The sequence below is a fragment of the Alkalihalobacterium chitinilyticum genome (assembly GCF_029028005.1).
In the GTDB taxonomy this organism is placed as follows: Bacteria; Bacillota; Bacilli; order Bacillales; family Bacillaceae_F; genus Alkalihalobacterium; species Alkalihalobacterium chitinilyticum.
Map to the genome: position 1 here is coordinate 20,576 of NZ_JAOTPO010000025.1, position 22,743 is coordinate 43,318.

The window sequence follows — 22,743 nt, forward strand, 5'->3', positions numbered from 1 at the left end:
AATGTATCCTGTTCACCATAAAAAGACCGCTCTATCTGGAGCGATCTCGCAATTTTCATTGAGCAATTATTACTTTTCGATGTATGGCGCAAACAGAAGCCAAAAATTATCAAAAAAACTAAAGGTAACATTTGCTTAGAAAGAAGCTAGCCCCCTAGAAACCACCAGTTAATGAAATAATCACAATTAAAACTAACACTACCACCGGTGCTAAAACGTAAACGTACGTCATATTTCTCGCAGACTTTTCACTATTGTAACTGGAACCATCTTCTTTCGTCACTTGCATCGTCATATAAAAACCAACAAGACAAATAATAATAATGATCGTTATTAAAATACCCAAATCGCCTCACCCACCTGTCCAAAAGATTACTTTTTCAAAATGATTTCTCATGTATATAAAAGATTGCTAATGCATATGAAACTATTTATCGAGCACTATTTGAAGACCACAAATTCTAGTGCCTGATGTTACCTATTTTTATGAATAAACCAACAAATTTAAACCGTCTCAACTAACCATTTTAATATTCTCAACTGACCAATTCTACGCGGACTCACAGGCCCTTATTTTCGGTGAATCGGGCATTTTCCAGACTTTAGCGGACTGAGAGGCTCTTATTTTAGCTAATCTATGTGATTTCATGCTAGATTTTAAGATATAAGGGCTTCTGAGTCCCCTAAACAGTAAAAAGTGTTCATATTTGATCAAATAAGGGCCTCAGAGTCCTCTTAGCAATGATGACGCGTTCATACTCTGCTATTGCCATTCGAGTCGTGCTAGAATTTGTTTTTTTCGTAACTACATTCTTTCATTAAAACATGTCCCCCCCGAAAGATGCAATTCCCATAATTGTTTCCCACTAATAAGGAGAACTGCTCCCCCCTATTTTTGACTTAATAATGAAAACCCCAATCAATCCCTCTAATCTTTATATGAATTGAATGATTTAAATGATAAAGATATAATAGAATAATAACTAACTAGGCTAGGAGGCTAAAGCGAGATGGAAACAAACAAGACTCCATTACCACCGTTATCGATGTATCGAATTACAGCAAAACTGTTTACTCACATAGAGAAATCCGTTACTTCCTCTTACGGTACAAAGGGAAAATCGTTGCTGCAACAAGGCTTAGAAAGCTTCGGGTATCAAGAGGCATACGATATCGCGGAACAAGCGACACGCGAAGGCGAAGTTCATGTGTTAGCGGATTATATTCCAATAGAGTTTGATCAAATGCATAAGTATGACGACCTAACTATCTATAGTCTAATGGCAAAGTTATTTGCGCAAATTACTAAAGCCGTTGTAGATGTGTATGGGGATGAAGGTAAAGATATAATCAGAGAAGGTGTTCGTACGTTTGGAGAAGAACGTGGCCAGGGAATTGCACACAGGGCCGCACATCTCGGGAAACCGAATACGATTGAAAATTATCTATCAAACTATGATATGGGTCGAAGTGAGCTGTTTGAATTTGAGAACATCTTCAAACCTCAATCCATTGAGCAAACCTTTACGAAATGCCCGTTTGGTCAGCAATGGGCCGATGATAACATGCACGAATATGGGATTTTATATTGTGAGATGATTGATCCTGCTGTTGCGAAAGGCTATAACCCCAACTTTGAAGTCGATCATGATCAATACGTTTTAAAAGAAGGCGTCTGCCATTTTAACTTCAAATTAGAGAAAAAGTCGAAACAAGATTAATCGTTCAAATGACTTAAAATAGCATGTACAGCAACAATCCGTATTAACGGAACCTATAAAAATAAGCCATAAAAACAGGAGGCCACCCCTCGATTACTTGGGGATGGTCTCCTTATTGCATTGCTCTCAAGCATTTTCTAATTAGATCTTCTCAACTGAGCAACAATCGCATCAGCCACTTCTTCGGTTGATGCACTTCCTCCTAGATCCGGAGTTTTAATACCTTCTGCAATGACGGCTTCAATCGATTTCATTAAGAGATCAGCCATTTCGTGTTCTCCGAAGTGGTCGAGAAGCATTTTACCTGTCCAAATTTGTCCGATCGGATTAGCAATCCCTTTTCCATAAATATCAGGTGCTGACCCATGAACCGGCTCGAACATCGATGGGTATTTGCCATTTACATTCAAATTCACGGAAGGCGCAATCCCGATACTGCCCATAATAGCTGCGCTAATATCCGTTAAAATATCACCAAATAAATTGCTTGCAACAACCACATCGAAGCTAGACGGGCGAGTAATAAAGTACGCCGCTAATGCATCAATGTGATTAGAAGCGGTCTCGATTTCAGGATAATCTTTAGCTACATCGTTAAACACTCTGTCCCAGAACGGCATCGAATAGACGATCCCATTTGATTTCGTTGCACTCGTGACATGGTTCTTTCTCGTTTTGGCTAATTCAAACGCATATCTCATTGCCGTTTCGGAGGCTTTTCGTGTAAAGACCGCATTTTGGACTGCGATTTCATCTGGTCCTTTATGCATCGTTCCACCGATTTCACTATACTCCCCTTCACTATTTTCACGAACAACAATAATATCAAAGTTATTTGGGTTCGTAATCGGCGATTGAATACCTTGAATTTGCTTTGCGTGTCTTATATTCAGAGTCTGTTCAAACTCTCTTCTAATTTTTATTAGTAATTCCCACAACGTCACGTGGTCTGGAACAAGCTGCGGATTACCAACTGCCCCTAAAAAGACGGCATCACTATCTTTTAATTGGTCTAAACCGTCTTCAGGCATCATCTTTCCATGCTCTAAGTAATACTCACAACTCCAAGGATATGTAACCTTATCGAACGATAATCCACCATGAATTTCTGCTACTGTATCCATTACTCGAACAGCGTGGGGCATAATTTCCTTCCCGACCCCATCCCCCGGTATTACAGATAATTTGATTTTTTTCATCTCTTCTCCCCCTGCCAATTAAGTGTTTTCTTTTTTTCTATACAGCCATGATTTGGATCTTTCCTTAGATTATGTATTTCAGCACTCAATCAAAACAAACGCCTTTTAGCCTATATTGTTTCGGCTATCGAAAGATCGGATATTTTTTATTATAGCATGGGGTTAGTTATTCTAGGAAGACTGAAGTGATTTCGCTAGATTTAAAAGTTTTAACGAAACGACTATACTAAACTCTTTTAAGATAAAAAAAAGATCTGCCCTTTTCTACTAATTGAGACAGACCTTATAACTAGTGTAACTATAAAAAAATCTCCTACTCCTACTATGCACTTGCTGTAAATCTACACTTTGGAAAGCTGCTACATCCTTTAAATGGACCTGTTTGGCCTTTTCTTTCTACTAAGGGACTTCCGCATTTTGGACAGATGTTATTTTTCACTTGTTGTTGAACTGTTTTTTGATTGTCTTTAATGCTTTGGACGTGTTGTTTCTTTAAAGCTTTATCTTTGTGATTATTTATTGCATTCAGTTGGTTCACAATTTGTTGTTTTTGTTTGTTTGAAAGCGTTTCTTCTTTATATTTATTAATCGTTTTCAATAGATTTACGCTGTATACGACATCGGACGTAACGTTTACCTTCAGTGTGGCATTTACTGAGAAAACGACTATCGGTATGTAGGTGAGTTGACCAAAGTTGATGAGAGCATTTTCAAGTGCTTTTATATGACCGTAGTTTTGGCGCAAAGGATTAAAAAATTTTTCTTTTCTCTTATAAATAACTTGGGTCCAGTACTGACTTTTTTCATCGCCAAAAATCCACCCTTTGTAGTTTTTCGTTTCAATTACAAAAACACCATAGTTCGAAACGATAACATGATCAATCTGCGATGTTTTGCCAGCTACATTTAATACAACATCATTTATAACCGTATACTTTTCTGAATCTAACCGAGTTAGAAACGTAGCAATAGCCTTTTCACCTAGGTAGCCTTTAATCTGTGGTTTAAATAGTGCATAAACGATAGCTAAGATAAATAATGCAGGAATTAGAATTTCCAATCCAATCAACCTTCCAAGTTTAGTAGAATACAACAAGTACAAGTCTTAGGACCAATTTTGCTAGTCCCGCTAGTTCACATACTCTTTTAACTCCCGAACTTGCAATAGTTATTTAATGATAAGTGTCTATGAAAAGAGTATTTTTATATTTTTAGGAAAACATACCCAATTAAAACTAGTCCCATTATACCGTTCTGTAACTGTAATAAAAAGGCATTTCATGTAAATTTTCGTCAAAGTTATTGTAAAAGTTCAAGAAAATTACTCATTATTATTCTTATAACGTTGATTCATACAAAAGTAATTTTTTATTGTAAAATAGAATAGAAGAACTAGAAATACATAGAAAAAACTAGTAAAGGAGTTTTAACCGATGCAATTTATAATTACTGCTTATGACGGTACGGATGAACAAGCCCTTGAAAGAAGATTAGGTGCTAGGGATGAGCATTTACAAGGTGTAGAGGAACGATTTAAAGAAGGAGAGCATTTATATGGGGCTGCTCTTCTGGATGATGAAGGAAAAATGATTGGTTCTGTTATGGTTGTTGACTATCCATCAAAAGAGGCGCTGGATGAATGGTTGAAGGTGGAACCGTATGTCATTCAAAACGTATGGCAAAAAATTGATGTACAGCCATGTAAAGTTGCACCAACTTTTATGAAGCTTTATGAGGGGTAAAGGTTGCCCTCATCGCAAAGAAGTACTGAACGAATAAAATCGTTTGGTACTTTTTTACTTTTCCCTTTAATTGTCAACGAAGGTTTCTAACAGGAAAAGCCCCCCGTTTAAAAACGAGGGACATGCTATTATCGTTCTCTTACAAGTCTACTATTTGTATTAAGCTCTTTTAGTCGCTCAACTGCCACTTGATTTCTTGGAGGTACAGGTTGAACATTGGGCTGATTTTTACCCTTTCCTAGACCCGAATTTGGTTTCTTATCCTTTTTCTTATTTTTCTCTTTCTTGTCTGGCACTTCGGGTTGTTCATTTTCGTTTGATAGTGTTGTTACGGTTTGGCTAGTAGAACCATCAGGCTCTCCGTGAACCAAAATAATAATCTCTATCATGTATTCCTGGCCCGGTTCAAGGTTGCTCAACGTATAAGACGATTTATCAAAATCGAAATCGATTACATCTATAAGTTGCCCATCTAGGTGAACCTCTACATCTAGGATGGCACTAAAACCATCTCCGATTAATTGGATATCCCAATCAAGCGTTATTGAATTTTCAGTGACTGCTTCTTCGGTTATTTCGATTGAAAAATAGTCCCCTAAGCTTACCCAAACCCCGCGCTGTTGGAGTTGATCAATCACATTTGAAGCTTCAGATCCATCCGTTAAGTCTAACTTCGTCCTAGCTAATCGAGCATACTGCAAATGCTCTAAGTCAAGTAGGATGGAAATATCAGTAATCGGATTATGACTTAAATGGATGGCTTCTAGTTGGGGGTAATCCCCTAAGAAGGATAAATCCTCTATTTGCAGTCCCGATAGATTTATTTGTCTTAAGTTTATCAATCTTTCTAATCCTGAGAAATTATCTACATTCGAAAAACTAATGTTTAGGATCGTTACGTTCTCATGAATATACGGTAGCGGATTAACGTTTGATCGTTTTACAGATAAAGACTCTAAATTCTCAAGTTGAGATAAGAAACTGAAATCGCTAATATTCGGTTCATTCAGTTCTAATATCCTTAAGTGAGTCAGTTGTTCTAAGTGGCTTAAGTCTTTAATTCCCGTATTCCATAAGACTAGTCCTTCTAAATTGACGGCTTTTTCTAATCCTGTTAAATCGGTAATTTGTCTATGTGCGGCATGTAACCAAGTAAGACGCTCCATATCGGTTTCATAAAGTTCACGATGAAAAATTCCGAGATGTTCTTTTATCATTTGTTTCAGGTTTTCATCTGCGACATTCACAACGTCGCCAGTAGGCAGTGAGTTCGTCGAAAATGTGTAGTAATGCTCTTGAATGAGTTCATTATTTTCATTTAGCGCTCGTATTTTAAGCTCATATGTTTGATCTGGCTCTAAGCCTTGCATGAAGTACGATTTTTTATTAGCTTCTATAGTTGTTATTGTTTTATCACCGAGTACTATTTCTACAGATTTTATAGGAGAAGGATACCACCAGTTGAAGGTTGCTGTACTTTCTGTCGGATTCGTGACAAAGAAGCTGTAAGAAAAATGAGTGTAGTGATTCCCAACGTAGTATCCAATTACTTCGTCATTTTGTCCACGTACACTTATTTCTACCATATACATTTGATCGCGATTTAGCTGCTCAAATGTGTAAGTGTCAGTAGCTGCATCGACTTGTGCGACGAATTGTCCATTTAAGAACAGTTCAAAATGACTAATGTTTTCAAGATTATGATCCCATTGCAGGTTAATCGAGTCCACCAATTCTTCCGAAATTACATTAAACCCCTCTGAGTTCGAACGATCAATGTAAAGATGAACCCCTTTATCTAGCAATGCTCTCATTGTCATTAGATTAGCTATTTCAGAATAATCAATTGGATTGTTATATAAGAAGATACTGGTTACATTACTTAATTGTTCTAAGCCAATGATATTTACTAACTCATTTTGACTTAGATCAATATTTCTCAAATCTTTTAATTCAGTAATAGGTGTTAAATCCTTAATTTGGTTTCCATTGGCGTAAAGAGACTGGAGGTTTATTGCATATTCTAAACCGTTTAAAGCAACGATCTCCTGATTTGAAAGATTAATGTAATTTAGGTTTTCCATATCGCTTTCACGGATAGCCCTGTCATAGATACCTAAATGATCCCGTACATTTTCTTCAAGGTTCTTATCATAAAAAATCACTTCTTCACCTGATGGCTGTGCAGAAGTATACACATAAAACCAATGATGTCTCCACTGCTCTAAAATGAGATCAAAGTATTTGATCATGACGTCATATTCGGAGTCTGGGTGAAGGTCCGTAATCGTGTAGTGTGTATTGGGAGCATGCACAGAATGTAACTCGTCATTAATAAAAATTTGAACGTCACTGATTTGCTCTTCCAAATTCTCATCAGACCCTGCCATGGCAAGAGTGAAAGACGTTTCGGTGATTTCCGAGATATTAAATAAATAACGAATGATTTGTACATGAACTCCTTTTTCTAATAGAGCTTTTACGATCTCTACTGCTTCAGATTGATTGGACATATCTAGTGGATTATGACTTAAATTGACATAAGATAGCATTGGTAAATCCAATAACATAGTAATTTCTTCGATTTCATTATTACTAAGGTGTAAATCATACAATTGTTTTAACTCTCTTAAAGGCGCAATATCAGAAATTTGATTACCGCCAAGGTTTAGATATTCTAGCTGCGTCAATCGGCTAATTGGATTTACATCAGAAATACGGTTATCGGTCATATCAAGCCAACGAAGGTTCGATAGTTCCGATAATGGCTCTAGGTTCGTAATTCTGTTACCAATTAACTCAAGATAGGTTAAATTTTTCAATGAAGCTACAGGAGTTAAGTCTTCCATTTCACTATAATAAATCGTTAATGACGTTAAATTTTCGGCTAAATTTAGCCCTGTATAATCTTCAATGGCCTCATGATAGAGTTCAAAACGCTCTAAATGTAATAGATCAGAAGTCATCAACTCTCGATCTTGTATTCCAAGAGCTTGTCTAAAAGCATGCCGTAGTTGATCATCCGGGATATAAGCAACTGTCCCTGATGGCGCTTCCCATGTAGTAAAAGATACCTCTTTTTCAGCTACCATAGACCCCTCGTTATCAAATGCAACTATTCTCACAACATATTCTTGAGCCGGTTGTAGACCTTTCAGATGATAGTAATTGGCATAGTCTTCTTCATCAGTAAAGGTTGCTAGTTCTTCTCCATTAACAAAAAGTACATATTTCGGATAGTGTTGTTCACTATGCCATGAAATAGTGGCCGAAGAATCTGTAATATTCCTCGTATGGATATAGAGAAGCTCTTCTTCCTCCTCTTCTCCTCCACCATTATCAAAGTCTTCGTCACCATACTCTACACTAACACCTTGCTGTTCCAACTTTTTAATGACATCGATTGCTGGCATCGTTGTATCATCTGTCGGTTCAAGAGGGTTATTTAATATAGAGACAAACCTTAAGTTAGCTAGATTTAAAAGTGGTTCAATATTGTTTATTTGGTTGTTCACTAGATTTAGATTTTCAAGTTTATTTAAATCCGTAATAAATTCAATAGACGTTAGATCGTTACGACTCACATCGAGATTTTTTAATTCGGTTAAACTTTCAAGCGGTTGAAAGTTGGAGATGGAATTATTGGAGAGTTGAAGTGTTGACAAATTTTGTGCAAACTCCAATCCAGTTAAATCCCTTATCCCTAAACGATTAGCTCGTAATGTAGTTAACTTTTTCATATCGGATGTGGTTAGGTCTCTCTCACTAATTCCCAGTGTCTCAACGATTTCCAAATATAGCGCTCGGTCAGGGATGTCGACGGTTTCTCCTGATGTTTCATCCCATGTTGTAAATGATTGAGCAGCTTCTTCTAACACGGCACCATCTTTATCATAGGCTATGAAAGTAATGGTGTAGTTTGTAGATGGTTCTAATGAAGTAAGCAAATACTCATTATCCTCAAAGTCAGAAGTAGTCAGTAGAAGTTCATCATTTAGAAATAAGCGATAGTGCCCTACCACACTCTGTCTATAATCACTATGATATTGAACGAGTGCCGACTTTTCAGTCAACTTTGCTATATTGATCCATATTAGAGACTCTTCTTCATCATACTTTGGATTACTTGATGCTTCTTCCTTCTCATCATCTGAACTAGTTCCCTGTGACTTGTTGGAAATAGAGATCCTCACTTGGTTACTATAAACCTCGCTTTCGTCCCCTGAATACCCAATCACTTCATAAGTGTACGTATTTTCTTCAGATACGTCCTGATCAAGGTATTGATGCAAAAGGTACCCTTCCTCAGTAGAACTTTCAAGCTGACTGTTTGATATGTCGATAGTTTGATGGTTTTTAATTACTGAAAAGTTTTCTATATTCAAACTTTCAGCTAATAACCAATTCAATAAAACTCCCTCTTCTTCTACATATTCTGCATTTAATAAGATATCACCAGTTTCTTCAGCCTTAATCGTTGATACGGACACAACTAAAGACTGAAAGACTAGTAAACTAATTAAAAACAAAATAAAGCCTGACTGTTTTCGTTTCAAGTAACTGTCCCCTTTCTTCATTTTTTGCGCTGAACCTTTTTACATTTTATTTCGTAAAAAAACCATTCGCACCTTCCAAATAATATCCAATGTGTACATTATACTTTATATATCAAACTAATGGGTTGTAAATTTCTAACAAAAAGTACTTACCTAGAAATAGGTAAGTACTAATAAAGCACTCCAAATTGCATTTATTTCCGGTGAGAAGATGCTGTTTCGTGAGGAAGTCCGTATATTTACACTTTTTTGTTGCTTTATTTATGACTATCCCTATGACCATTCCCATTTCATGGAATGGTTATTTACTTCTAAATTACCATTCACTCGTCACCTCTATAATTTTTCCCGTTCAGAAAAATCAACGCAGCTGTTCGATAGATTTCGGTCGTTTCGGCTAGCTCTTCAATATCCACATATTCGTTGATTTGGTGAGGAACTTCGCGATCTCCAGCCCCAGTTGTAACGATAGGAATACCTTCTAGATGAAGAAACGTTCCATCTGTCGCTCCAGGTACCCCGTTATAATAAGGTTCTTTTCCAGTAACCTTTTGGTACGCTTCAGCTAATGCTTGAACTACGGGGTCCTCTTTGCTTGTTTCGGTCCAAGGACGATCTTCTATCACTTCAAACTCAGCTTTGAAGTCGGGATCTTCTTTAGCCAGATTGTCTAGTATACTTTGAATTTCTCTTGCGATTTCATCATGAAATTGTCCCGGGATGGTTCGAATGTCTAGGGTTGTCATACATTGATCCGGAACCACATTAATTTGTGCGTCGCCTTTTACAGGCGCTTGCAGGATCGTCGGGGTAATACTTGGCCAGCCAAGGAATTCGTGGCGACCTAATCGCGTTTTCTCTTGACTTTCGTAGTCATCGAGTGCACAAATAATTTTCGCCATTCGAGTATTTGGGTTAATTCCACTTAAAGGCATTGCGCCATGAGCCATTTTTCCTTGGACGCGAATGACTACACGCATGGCTCCTTTTTGAGTAATACACAGTTGGTTTTCTTCGGGTTCGCAAATAATCGCCCCGTCCACACCTTCTGCCCAACCTTGCTTTATAAAATGTTTGATGCCAATCATCATTCCTTCTTCATCACATGGGATACAAAGAATGATCTTACCTGACCATTCCTCTTGATCTCGAAGAAGCGAATGAACCGCTGTGATCATACATGCTAAATTACCTTTCGTATCGTTCGTTCCTCGACCGTACATCCGTCCATCTTGAATAACAGCACCGAACGGATCATATTCCCAAGCATCAATGTCACCTTCTGTTACCACATCGGTATGCCCTTCAAAAAGAAGAGTAGGACCCGGTTTCCCGGAATCGATAATCCCTATGACATTTGGTCTTCCAGGTTCAACTTCTTCCACATGTACTTCAATACCCAATTTCATTAAGTAATCAGCAACAAATAAGGCGACTTTCTCCTCATTCCCCCCTTCAACCCCCGGCCGGTACACACTTGGAATTTGAACGATTTTTTGAGTTAACTCTATGACCTCTTGACGATCTCTTATTCTTCTTTTTTCTATGTTTTCTAACGATTGCGGCATGAAATTCCTCCTCTTTTGTATTACGCACGCAACTCACTTACATTAGAGATGGATGCTTTTTTCGTTAATAAACTAAACACTATGAAAGCCATAAAAGAGAGAACGATAGGAAATACGACCGTATGCAAACCAAAGACATTCGGGAAGTACGTATGAATAACGATATAAGCACTCATCCCAACGACCATCGATGCAATGGCACCATTCTTATTCCCTCGTTGCCAATACAGTCCCATAACAACTGGCCAAATGAAAGTTGCTTGAAGGCCACCGAATGCGAATAAATTTAACCAGATGAGTAGATCAGGAGGACTTAACGCCATCGTAAAAACAAGAATTCCTAAAACAGCAGTCACACCAAAACTGACTCGCTTGACTTGTTGCATCGTTGCACTCGGTTTGACATAGTTCAAGTACACATCTTTTACGACTGCCGAACTGACGAGTAACAATAGGGAGTCTACCGTAGACATAATGGCAGCCATTGGCGCAGCTAGTACAATTCCTGCCAGCCAAGGAGGTAATACTTCCATTGCAATCATCGGCATAACGGTATCTCCAACTTCAATTCCTGGCATGACGGCTCTTGCAAATACCCCTGTTAAATGCATACCTAACATGATGAAACCAACAACAATGGTTCCGGTAATTAACGCACGATGCATTGCCTTTGAATTTTTATAGGACATGGCACGAACAGCTACTTGCGGTAAAGCTAAAACCCCAACACCAACTAAAATCCAGAAGGAAGAAACATAAGCGGGTGATAACCCACCATCATGACCAAATGGTGTGACAAGATTAGGGTTTTCAGCCACAAGGTCTGCCATAATATTTGAAATCCCGCCACCAGCAATGATCGTTCCGACGAGGATAACTAACGTACCGACAAACATGACGACCCCTTGGAGTAAATCGGTAACGGCTACCGCTCTAAAGCCACCGATAATTACATATATGAGAACCGCCACAGCAAAAATGAATAAAGCCGAAGTATAATTCAATCCAGTTAACGAGGAAATTAATCGAGCACCGCCAACCCACTGCGCAGCCATTGCCGCAAAGAGGAAGACAATAATACTAAAAGCAGATAATAAAACGACCCATTTACTGTTGTCATAACGGTTACGTAAAAAATCAATGAGTGTAATTGCTTTATATTTTCGGGCATAGATGGCGAACTTTTTACCGAGAACCATTAATACAAAATATCCTGTGGCTACTTGAGCCATTGCTAGAAGAACCCATCCTAACCCTTGAGTATAAGCAACACCAGGGCCCCCGATAAAACTACTAGCACTACCGTACGTAGCAATCATGGTCATGGCAAGAATAAAGCCCCCAAGTTCACGACTCCCTAAAAAGTACTCTTGTAAAAAGTCATTCGACTTCTTTAGATGTCCAGAAGACCAAAAACCAACAATAAAGATCGCAATTAAAAAGATGAGTAATGGAATAATGACAGGCCAATTCATTTCGTCCCCTCCTGCTCATCCTCAAAGTCGACTTCTACAAAAAACTTTTTAACCATGATGATGACAATAATAGCCATTACAACAAAACCAACAACACAACTATAAAAAAACCACGCAGGCATGCCAAATACATAACTGTATTCTTCAACTGGGGAAGACCCTAAACCGTATGCAAAACCAAACCACCATACAAAATTAAAAATAACGAGACCAACACCAATAAGGGCTTCACGGTTTGCAATCTTAAATCGAGGATCATTTTGATCAATTTTACTCATATCTCTACTCCTTCACCTAAAATTTTGACTATTAAAATAGTAGAAAAGCTGGATTAAACAAAAATATGGATGACAATCATTTTTGCAGACAAATTTGTGGAAAAATTCCGATAATGATATATTACTATTCTGCTTAATCGAACACCTTCTTTTAATACAAAAATTTTAAAATGTCCTTCAACCACTTTGGTTGAATTTTAGTATAATTGTATGAATTTTACAAATATTTTAACTATTATTTTAAACTAGTCGTCCATATAACGCATTAGACAAAACGTGAAAATCAAAATGGGCTTCATTTTACATAAGGTTAGAATAGATTACAGATGCTCGTAAAAGGATACTCAATGAAGGAGATCCAGGATCTAACAAACCTATCCGCCGGTGAAATTGAAAGGTTAAAGGATCAACTAGAACAAGATGAATTGAACACGTAAGTCAATTTTCAACTGGTCCACTCCTAATTATGTGTAATGGATCGGCATCTATCACTTTCATAAGTGTAGTTACAAACTATTGAAAATGATGTTTGGTTCAAGTTTGTATTTCATAGCTATCAAACGAATTAAGGCAAATGCAGAGCTAAATAGGGGACGGTCCACAACTACAGGCCGCCCCCTTGACATAGATATTATTCAGATTAACATCCCCTATCGTTTATGGATTTGTCACAAACTTAAGAGAGTAATTACGTCCAGTCAATTCTTCTACAATTTCCTTAATGAAACTGCAGTATCTAACCTCTACCCAATCTCGTTGAAACTCGTTTTTTGCAACAACGATCAATGTATCGGTATCTTTTTCTTTGTAGGCTGTTAAATGAGCCAACCAAGTCTCAAAACTTGGTTTTGAAATTTTCTTTTCTGCAACGGCTAACACTTCATTGAAGAAATCAGAAGCATCTTCGAAATTAGCGACATCTTCTACAGCAACCTCAACCCTCTCAACAGGTTTTGAATGGGAACGTGAATTCGACAAGTATTGTTCAATAAGGTGTCGTGGAATGGTATCTAGCGACTTTTCCACCCCTAATTGATAGACGAGCAATTTCAATACTTGTTGCACCTCTTCGTCATCATAAAGCAGTTTCCCGTTTCTTGGCATTTCCCATTTCTCTGGGAGCATATGTTGAGCTGTATCATAATCTACAAGCTGCGGCTCCATCTTCAATTCTAAAGGGTGGGAATTATTTTGCCTATTACATTTGTCTTGACCCATTTCGTCTCGTCCATTCATTAAATAAGGCTGGTCTTTATTCATGAATATCCCTTCCTTCACATGAAATCATCCGTGCCAATTCGTCACTTTTATGATACCTTGACAACCTTGTTACCAAACCATCGCTTATACTCTTAAAACTACTTCGTTAAAACAGCGCCAACTGTTCCTGTTCTCCCAGCCTAGCCATTGCCTCCGGATCATGATCTTTAAAGAAGGCCGTGCGTATTTCTTTTTGTTTGGTCATAATCAAAGTTTCCCCGCTTGCCGATTCGCGTAGTCGACAGCTGTAAATGACCGGGAAGTATTTTCGTATAAACTTTCCTTCCGCATGAGCGGTTAGTGCAATGATTTGAAAGCCTAATTGTTCGGCAATGAAAAATACTGGATCTAAGACGTGATCACTTGAAGCCTTACCGAATGGATTATCGACGATAACGGTGCGATGCCGTTTTTGATTTCCTTGCAATGGAACTCTTTTTTCAGCTAAATAATTCAGAATACCAAGGAATAGTGTCATGTTTTTACTCCACTTTTCTCCTCCAGACCAGGCATTCGATTTTTCCCAACTTGTCAGGGCCCCACTCACTTTACCGTCATTACTTACCTTGCGACACTTCACACTTATGTCCTTTTCTTTCATGACATTTTTAAGGAGCTGCTTCGTATGGAGCCATTTTTCGATCTGTTTTCGTATTAGCGACTCGTCTTCCTTGCCTTCATCATCTTTAAATTCGTCTTTTTCCAGTTGTAAAACCATCCAATCGATGTGGCGACGCAGTTCTTCTTTTCCTTCTTGCTCATCCCACTCCGGTACAGAAAACACATAGATATCTTTGGATTTATCGTCGACCTTTACGCGGGTTTGCTTCGGGATTAACCGTAATTCATCGGTAATCGTTCGTAGATATAAGTGCAGATGCGCAATAAATTGCTGCAACTGTTTGTCGTGTTCCCGTATATCCTCTTCGGCAATGAGTACCGTACGGTTGATCCGGTCCTTCATTTTCTCCTGCCATTCAATCACATGCTCGTACGTTTCTTTATATTCAATTCCGGAAATACAAGTTTGGCGCAGTTTAATGTCTGAGATCGTATCTGTACAGAACCGAATAAACGATGATCTTTCCGTGTTGAGCTGCTTCTTCCTGGATCTCATTTGTTCCTCGGCATTCGTCATTGCGACAACAAGACGAGTAATCCAGTTCATGCGTTCATAGGCATAGTTTTGTTTCGTTTCGTCATCTATGAGTTGATTTCTTACGTCTTCATGCAAGAACGCAAAACGAACATCGTATTTTTCGAGCTCGACGATTGCTTTCGATATGGCTTCATCATTCGACTGATGTCTCTTTTGTTCCTTAACTAAAAACGCATACCGCGCTTGCAACTTCTCCTTTTCCACATCGAGCTGCTCTCTTATTTCTGCAAGTGACGTTTGGAAAATCTCTCGCTCTTGATAGATTTGAAGAAAGTCGGCTTCACGAATGTTAAATTTTTCTTTTGCTGACATCCAATGACTTTGCAACTCATCTATTCTAGGACTGAGAGAATGGATTTTTTCTTTTAAATGTTGGATGTCTATACTAAGGCGTTCAATCTCATCTTCTCCATGCGCTGGAAAAGCTACGGGCTCTACATTTCCATATTGAACTTCTAGCAGCTTTAATTCCTTTTGTAGTTCAATGGTTTTCGTTTCAGCCGTTTTCAACTGTGTTTCAATCACATCTCGACCTTCCTGTTTATCCTCTAGCTTCTTTTTCAACGAATGACGTTCACTGACTAACACCCCATAGCTTTTCGAAGTGAATTTCGGTTCCACAGCTGCTACTTCTTTATAAAACAAGTCCGCATGTAACGAATATAACGGTAAACTCGCCTCTTTTAGTTGTTCGTCTAGCGCACTCCATTCCTCTTTCAGGCCGGAGACAAGTTTCTTCATTCTTTGAATATGCCGGTCTGCTTCTTGCAATTTTTCACGATGATCCCTGAGCTGCTTTACAACAAATTCAAGCTCCTTCTTTTTCGAAAAATATTTTCTTCCTTCTTTCATTTTGTTTAATAAGCCATTGTGTATGTCCATTGCTTCTGTTAAGCGGCTGCGGTAATGATGCAGTTCTTCATCAATTTTAAGAAGCTTGGCATTGATTTCATGCAGTGTCCGTTTTTGTTTCACTTCCTCATCTGTAGCTGTGGCAAGCTGTTCTTTAAGTTCGGTGTAGTGATCGTATGAGTATTTTGTTAAAAACTCCCGAAGCTTTGTGAGTGCCGTGTTCCATTGGTGCAATTCCGTTTCTTTATTTGTGCGATTGTATTTCGCTTCCACCGCTTCTTGCTGAACTTGTGCTTTCCATTCTTTAAATTTTACAGCCGACAGATTATCCTTCCACACGTTTGGAAAGACTTTGTTATCTTTTTCCTCCATACTCGTTTGGATCAACGTCCGCGCTTCCTCTTCTGTACAAATGTATACAGGGTGAGTAAGCTCCATACGAACAGACTGAAGCTTGTCCCGCAGTTTCGTCACTTCCGTTTCCGATACTACGAACGTGATCGCCCAATACCGGTAGTTATCATAGTAAGCTTCTTCTGATGTTTCAAGTGTCCGAGCGGCCTGTTGAACAAAATTTGTTCCTAATTCGAGATAATGAAATTGGTTTCGCCAACTATCTTTCCACCGTTCTAGCTTCGGATCGGCTGTGAACGATGTATTATTCTCATAGTCATCCGAAAATCTAGTCGCTTGTCTTTCTTTATAAAAAAGTACTTCTTTTTCATGTAGCAGACGTTCGACTTTTTCTTCGATTTGGTGGAGGATCGTTTCTTCTTTTTCATAAATCGACTCATAATGGGCCCACTGAGGTTTTAATACTTTTAACTCCTCTAAAACTTCTGCTTGCGTGTCTTGTAATAATTGAAGTTGATGCTTATAGGTCGTTACTTCATCGTGTGCTTGTTGGAACGCCTTTTCAACATTCGGAATGACTTCTTGAAGCTCTTGTTTTTCTTGAGCAAGCTGTTTCATATGGGATTGAAACGAGATGATTTCCTGATCTAGCTGCTCCGCTTTCTTTTCCCATTTGGGCAATTCATCTTCCACTCGTTCCTTTAGTGGATTGGATAAAATCGTGTTTGCTATTTCTTGCATATCGTTTTCATAATAATTTTTTTGACTTTCCATTTCCCTCTCATGTAATTGAAGGTCTTTCAGAAAGGTTTGTTTTTCTTCGAGCTCTTTTTCAGCCTCTTTCCTATCTTCTCGTTTACGTTCTTGTTGATGTTTCACTTGATCAACATTTTGTTGGATCTTTTTTTCCTCTTCTATAAAATAGCCTTTTAGGAAAGCTGCATTCTCTTTCAATCTCGCTTCTAATTCAACGGACTCATCATCTTTCTCCAGTAAATCTAATTGATTTTTAAAATGGTGCTGTAATTGTTCATTCGCTTGCAACTCTTTGTTTACTTTAGCAACCTTTAGTTGGGATAAACGCATTTCATTTTCCGTTTGCGCTGCGACTAGGCGGTCAAATGCTGCTTTTTCTTCCGCGAACTTTTCATTGGCCTCATCTCTCTTTTTCTCTAGTACAGCCAGTTCGTACGACTTATCTTTTCGCTGCCATTCTCTCTGTTCATTTTCCCAGTGATCGAGATTAGCTCCCAAGTCCGTTAAACGACTTTTTGTTTCTGATTGCTCCTGTTGGGTAAACTGATATAACGCTTTTGCTTTTATTTTTTGCTCCTCTAATCTCTTTTCTGCTTGATCGACGTGTTCAAACGATGACACATAGCCTGCGATTTGTTTTTCCACTTGTCGGTTTTCTTCGATCACTCGTCGCAATCGTTTATGGGCTTTAAAATGCTCTCGCTGCTTCTCAAATGTTTGGACAAAATCGCTTGAACCTTTACCGGCAAGGGCCTCTTCAACGGTCGGAATCAGTAGTTGGTCGACCAGCTGTGAAGTCGTTTTACAGCCGTCAAAAAAGCTCTCAACGCCACCTTCTGAGCTATTAATCACCGTTATTTTTTTCCATTCCGAAGCAATGATCTTAAATCGTTCTTCTAAGTGTTGATGATAACTTTTTACGGTATCAAACGTGTGTGCAGTTAAAGGATGATTCGCTTTCATCGTTGTATAATAGTCATTCATTTCATCTCGATTGGCAGGACGAACCTTTCCATCGGCCATTGAAACGATGAATGGGAGCTTCTCAATCCGATGCTTGTCTCCGTCACTATACTCATACGTATAACGATACGATTTCAACCCTTCCTTCGCCATATATAATGTCACCGCCGTCAGTCCGTAACGTCTAGGCCGTTCATTTATAATCCACTCAATCGCGATGTGGGCACTCGAAGACTCTAGCGAAAGCGTATCTTTCATTTTGCGCTCAGCAAGCTCGACATTAGGAAGAATCGCTTGAATCGCTGTTTGGATAAAGACGGTTTTTCCGCCGCCATTCTCAAGGAGGATCGCTCCATTGTGGCTGTCAAATAAGAAAATATCGTCATTGTAGCGCTTTCCCCCGCCTTCATAGACGACATTTGTGAACCTGATTTTAGAGATCGATGGCATTATGCTTCCTCCTTTCTTCGTTCTAACGAATAAATAAACTCTAATATCCCGCGATTATATTCGAGCTCCATGTAATATCGTTGCACGATGACCTTTGCTTTTTCCGTCAGCTGCAACTCATCATTCCCGATGTCTTCAATTAATTCTTGCGCTTCTAAAAATCGCTTTACCGTATGAAGAAAGCTCAATCTACTGATCGTTCTTCCTGTTTGTGCTTTCGCGGTTTCTTTTAGGTCATCCAAGTCTGACCATTTTTCAATAATCGCACTCCAGTTGTACTCATACTCTTTTTCAAGCTCCTTTAACTCCTCGTCACCAATGGCCTGTAACGTTTCCAGTCGTTCATTAACTTGTTCAAGCCAGTCACTCATCGAAATGAAATCTCTAGTCGCTTCCGTCGTTTGATAGCTGTCATAAAATTCGCCAAATAAAATGATAATCGTCACATACATAAAATAGATGTCAGCATTGATTGTTTTCCCCGTGAAATACGTCTTCTTTAACGTATCATTAGAAATGTGAAAAGGAGAATTCACTGCCAGCGGAATAAAATAAAGACGTTCCCCGACTGAAACAATTGTACAATCTACTTCTCTCGCAAATTGATCCACTAATCCTCTCACCTTATCTTCCGCTAAATAAAGCCTCAGTTCATCTCCTTCGCTATACCCCTTTTGACTAATTTTTGCATAGATTTGAAAAGCCATCATAACCTCTTCTTGACTATAATCCATCTTCATCACCTCCTATTAATCGCAGTTTCATATTTTGAATCGAATATCGCTTCGTCACTTGTATTATTTCTTGGATTTCTTTCACTTCGATACGGTTGTATCGATCACTTACTAACTCTAATACTTGTTCAAACAATGATTCATTCAAGTCTTCTGTTTTTTCATACATGATCGGTGAGCGTTGATGCATCACATACCAAAATTGATAAAAAATTCGCCGATCCAGCCATTCTTTTTCGTCGTCTTTCAAAGCATGGACGACTTCGTTTAATGTGATTTCTTCCTTATCTCCCATGATGTTTAGGATCAGTTTCATCAAATCCCCAAAAATTTGCCGGACTTTTTCATTTTCAATTTGTTGGAGCTCATCCTCTGAAAGGTCATCAAAAGCGGTCGTTCGCTCTATACCCTCTCTCGTTTCAATGCGTTGTTCTTGAAAAATCGTTAATGGCGACCATGTTTCACATTGCTCTAACGATAGAAAAGGCTCTACCAATCTTTTAGAAGCCTCTAACGGTAACGGCTTACTCACTAATGCGGTCGTTATTTCTTGTTTAAAATTAAACGAATCAATTCCAACATAATAGAGGGATTCTTGGGCTGCATGTAAGGCGGTTGTTTTTAAATCAATACTTTCCTTCAGTAACATCGTATGATCATGATGGACCTCGCCAAGCTCTCGGTCAATTTGTAAAATGAGCTCATACGCTTTTCGATCTTTTTCAGAGTTCATATCATAAGCGAGCCTATTTTTCGTTTCTTTTACAAATGTTTGCAGCTCGCTGAATTCTTCATTTTCACGAGTTAACCTTGAGTTGATGTCCTCTACCATTTGTTTATAACGCGTATAGGTTTCATCAGAAATAATATTTCGTTGAATTTCATGTTTGACGACACTCATTCGCTTTCGTAACGATTCCACATCAATATGCATCTCATCAATTTGACGCAGCGCCCCGACAAATTCACCTTTTTCTAACTGCTTACGAAGGACGAGCTGGTTAATCGAAAGCTGAAATTCTGTAAAATACTCTTTTGTAGCAAAAACCAGCTCTAATCCTTGTTCATCTAATTTGTAGTATTGTGTATTCGTCTTTACATCCGCGCGGTCCGCTTTTAACAACGAATAATGGACCGTTTCATATTCTCTCGTTTCCCAATTATAAAATGCTTTTTCATTCCGTTTTCCACTTGGGGGTCGAAAGGTTTCCACGATCGTCCGTGCCACCTTTTCAAAACCTTCAAGGGATAGTGCCGTTTTTCCTTGATTGAGTTCGTATAAATAAAGGGCCAAATCTTGTACACTCGTTTTATGATTTCGCATTAGCATATTTTCAAAAAAGAATAAAAGCGAAAGCAAGCCGTAACCGAAATAATCAATAGGTTCGTTGTTCTCGTCTTTCTCCCGCTTATTTTCTAATCGAAATAATGGATCAAATAATGCGAGTCTTTGAATTCGTTCCCGGTAATTCTCCGTAATTCCTTTTAATTCTGAGCCCATTTTGCTCTCCTCCATACGTTCTGCAGCTCGTCCTTCGATAGAGCTTCTTGAGGGTAGTAGCCTTTTTCTTGAAAAAGGTTAAGCAGTTTTTCTTGTTCTACGCTCTTGAAATGTTGTAAGAAATGGTTCATAGCTGTTGGATTGACTGTTTGATTTTCTTTTCCTTTAAAATAAGGCTTGTCCATCAATGTTTGATAAAACTCAGTAGCAAGTTGTACTTGATATTTTTCAAAAAGAAAATAGTAGATCGAAATTCCTTCGTAATCCAAATCGCCAAAATAGTAGACTAGATGTTGAATATCATCACTTTGCAGCCCAAGTTGTTGGGGTAATTGGCTTAAACTAGATGCTATTTTCCAGCCTGCCCCATAGATTAAACTTGTACACCCGGTTACAGGCAGGAGATCGATTAACCCATAATAGGTCGCTTTATTTTCCACAATGAGGTGTTTGTGAACGGTTTGATTGGAGGTAAAACGATTAGGGTTGAGTGAAAACATGAGTGGATCAGGAGATTTAACTATTTTAAGTTTATCTGCTAGATTGATTTTCTCTAATAGCGCCCTGCCGCCTTTTTCATCTATCCATTTCTCATCTTGAACGAGTTCATAGGAACGCTGTGAACTATTCGCTTCGATAACAGGCAGCCCATACTTATTTAAATAGTCACTAATTTTTAAAATCCATGGTTGATCCTTAACCCAAACATGCTCTGAAGCCGTGTAGTAAGCACGTAATTGAATGTCTGGATGGACCTGAAATTGTAGCTTTTGGATCGAATCTAAGAGCGATTGTTTTACTTTTCCTTTTTGAATTCGAAACGTATGCGGCAGCCCTTTCCAATTGCTGTCATGGCTCTTTACGGCATGAAGGTATCCTCGATCTAACAAAGAAAATACAGCTGCAGCAAAATCCTCATATGTATCATTGGCTCCTGCCAATTGTTCTAAATCATGCAGTGACACTGTCGCTTTTTTAACCGTTTCGAGGTACGAAATCAATTTATTCTCCATATCAATCACTCATCTTTCATGAAAAATTCCACAGATTGGATACTATTATTATAAAAATAAAACTCACGGATTGGCGAGCTTTTAAGCGAAAAGAAGCGTAGTTGTATCTATTCATAATTCTAAATTGTTTACTATGTAGAATCTACTGCTTTAATTACAATTTATATTTTCTTTACGAATAAAAAAGCGAGCTTGTCCTTTCATAGAGATAAAACTTTAGTTAACTTAGATTACGACATTTCCTAGGTAAGCTTCAATGATCAGGTGTCCATCTAAACCAACTAAAAAGTAACTATAAGCCCAAATCCAATAAAAAAAGGGAATGTCCCCAAATTAAGATGGCTAACATTTCCCTTCTAACTTACTCATTTATCCTTTTTTTCTTTAACATAATGCGTAGCATAAGCCTCTTCTACAAACTTACTTCCAGATTTACTAAATTGAAGCCGCTTCTTATTGCCTTTCCCTCGAGCATAGTACCCAGTCCAAGAAGGCTTTAACCCTTGCTTAAGACAATACGAGCGAAACTCCTTCAGCACAAAGTTCAATTGATTTAAGTTCCCGCGAAGGACTCTTTCTAAATAGGAAACCCCACCGTTTCTCCATTTTTGGTAGTCGTCCTGAGTCAGTTTATTTAACGACATTAAAACGTCTATAAAACTAACATAGCCTTGACGATTCACAATTCCATCAATTGCTTTTTTCATTTTTTGAGAGATTTCCATTCTATTCACTACGACACACACCTGTTTCCTTAATTGAAAATAATAATACCGATACTAGTTCAGTTATAGCTCCATAACAACAATAACGAGACTACTTCTATCTTAAAATAGAAAACCAAAGGAAGCAAAAACTTTTAAAAGGTCTCTGGCGTCTTTTTTTCATTATAGATTAGTAGTATTGCATGCTAGAGGACTCTGAGGCCCTTATTTCATCTAAATCTAGTAAAAACGCATGCTAAGAGGACTCTGAGGCCCTTATTTGGTCATATTTAACTAGTTTTAGTCTAAATTCTTTGATATAAGGGCCTGTGAGTCCGGTAAATGTCAAATAGAGTGGCTTTAGCCAGAAATAAGGGCCTGTGAGTCCGCAAAGATTACTTTTTATTCAACCATTCCTGCTGCATTTTTAAGTTGCACCAAATCCCTCGCAAAAGATT

Annotated in this window: 15 protein-coding genes; 2 read left to right on the forward strand and 13 right to left on the reverse strand. The window is 38.3% G+C overall.

Annotation, left to right across the window (positions count from 1 at the left end):
- Positions 1–154: 154 nt before the first annotated feature.
- Positions 155–346, reverse strand: a complete 192-nt coding sequence (locus N7Z68_RS22175; RefSeq protein ID WP_275120633.1) for a BshB3 potential contributor to bacillithiol synthesis — start codon at positions 344–346, stop codon at positions 155–157.
- A 664-nt stretch (positions 347–1,010) separates the two neighbouring features.
- Between N7Z68_RS22175 and N7Z68_RS22180 the strand changes: the two genes are divergently transcribed.
- Positions 1,011–1,721 carry an L-2-amino-thiazoline-4-carboxylic acid hydrolase gene (locus N7Z68_RS22180; protein ID WP_275120634.1) on the forward strand — a complete coding sequence of 237 codons (711 nt, stop codon included), beginning with the start codon at positions 1,011–1,013 and terminating at the stop codon, positions 1,719–1,721.
- Positions 1,722–1,858: 137 nt separating this feature from the next.
- Here N7Z68_RS22180 and N7Z68_RS22185 read toward each other — a convergent pair whose 3' ends face one another.
- Together N7Z68_RS22185 and N7Z68_RS22190 are read right to left on the reverse strand one after the other, a co-directional pair.
- Positions 1,859–2,920 carry a tartrate dehydrogenase gene (locus N7Z68_RS22185; protein ID WP_275120635.1) on the reverse strand — a complete coding sequence of 354 codons (1,062 nt, stop codon included), beginning with the start codon at positions 2,918–2,920 and terminating at the stop codon, positions 1,859–1,861.
- Positions 2,921–3,242: 322 nt separating this feature from the next.
- A complete protein-coding gene (locus tag N7Z68_RS22190; RefSeq protein WP_275120636.1) occupies positions 3,243–3,980 on the reverse strand; it encodes an NERD domain-containing protein in 738 nt (245 codons plus the stop codon).
- 373 nt (positions 3,981–4,353) lie between these two features.
- On the opposite strand from N7Z68_RS22190, the gene N7Z68_RS22195 reads away from it, so the two are divergent.
- Positions 4,354–4,662, forward strand: a complete 309-nt coding sequence (locus tag N7Z68_RS22195) for a YciI family protein (RefSeq protein ID WP_275120637.1) — start codon at positions 4,354–4,356, stop codon at positions 4,660–4,662.
- A gap of 128 nt (positions 4,663–4,790) precedes the next feature.
- On the opposite strand, the gene N7Z68_RS22200 is transcribed toward N7Z68_RS22195, so the two are convergent.
- The 10 genes from N7Z68_RS22200 to N7Z68_RS22245 all read right to left on the reverse strand — a co-directional run bounded on the left by N7Z68_RS22200 (position 4,791) and on the right by N7Z68_RS22245 (position 22,315).
- The gene (locus N7Z68_RS22200) at positions 4,791–9,218 is read right to left on the reverse strand and encodes a leucine-rich repeat domain-containing protein (RefSeq protein WP_275120638.1); all 4,428 of its coding nucleotides are present in this window, start codon (positions 9,216–9,218) and stop codon (positions 4,791–4,793) included.
- A gap of 323 nt (positions 9,219–9,541) precedes the next feature.
- The gene (locus tag N7Z68_RS22205; RefSeq protein WP_275120639.1) at positions 9,542–10,786 is read right to left on the reverse strand and encodes a M20 family metallopeptidase; all 1,245 of its coding nucleotides are present in this window, start codon (positions 10,784–10,786) and stop codon (positions 9,542–9,544) included.
- Between the two features lie 20 nt (positions 10,787–10,806).
- A complete protein-coding gene (gene panF / locus N7Z68_RS22210; RefSeq protein ID WP_275120640.1) occupies positions 10,807–12,261 on the reverse strand; it encodes a sodium/pantothenate symporter in 1,455 nt (484 codons plus the stop codon).
- Positions 12,258–12,539: a YhdT family protein gene (locus tag N7Z68_RS22215; RefSeq protein ID WP_275120641.1), complete on the reverse strand. Its 282-nt coding sequence runs from the start codon at positions 12,537–12,539 to the stop codon at positions 12,258–12,260. Before N7Z68_RS22215 ends, panF begins: the two co-directional genes overlap by 4 nt.
- A gap of 657 nt (positions 12,540–13,196) precedes the next feature.
- Complete coding sequence (locus N7Z68_RS22220; RefSeq protein ID WP_275120642.1) at positions 13,197–13,799, reverse strand: DnaA N-terminal domain-containing protein; 603 nt, start codon at positions 13,797–13,799, stop codon at positions 13,197–13,199.
- Positions 13,800–13,905: 106 nt separating this feature from the next.
- Complete coding sequence (locus N7Z68_RS22225; RefSeq protein ID WP_275120643.1) at positions 13,906–18,333, reverse strand: coiled-coil domain-containing protein; 4,428 nt, start codon at positions 18,331–18,333, stop codon at positions 13,906–13,908.
- Positions 18,333–19,067, reverse strand: a complete 735-nt coding sequence (locus N7Z68_RS22230) for a DUF6063 family protein (protein WP_275120644.1) — start codon at positions 19,065–19,067, stop codon at positions 18,333–18,335. Before N7Z68_RS22230 ends, N7Z68_RS22225 begins: the two co-directional genes overlap by 1 nt.
- A complete protein-coding gene (locus tag N7Z68_RS22235; RefSeq protein ID WP_275120645.1) occupies positions 19,057–20,568 on the reverse strand; it encodes a replicative DNA helicase in 1,512 nt (503 codons plus the stop codon). Before N7Z68_RS22235 ends, N7Z68_RS22230 begins: the two co-directional genes overlap by 11 nt.
- Entirely contained in the window at positions 20,553–21,581 is a 1,029-nt protein-coding gene (locus N7Z68_RS22240; protein WP_275120646.1) for a Wadjet anti-phage system protein JetD domain-containing protein, read from the reverse strand. Before N7Z68_RS22240 ends, N7Z68_RS22235 begins: the two co-directional genes overlap by 16 nt.
- Before the next feature lie 365 nt (positions 21,582–21,946).
- The gene (locus tag N7Z68_RS22245) at positions 21,947–22,315 is read right to left on the reverse strand and encodes a hypothetical protein (RefSeq protein ID WP_275120647.1); all 369 of its coding nucleotides are present in this window, start codon (positions 22,313–22,315) and stop codon (positions 21,947–21,949) included.
- Positions 22,316–22,743: the final 428 nt, after the last annotated feature.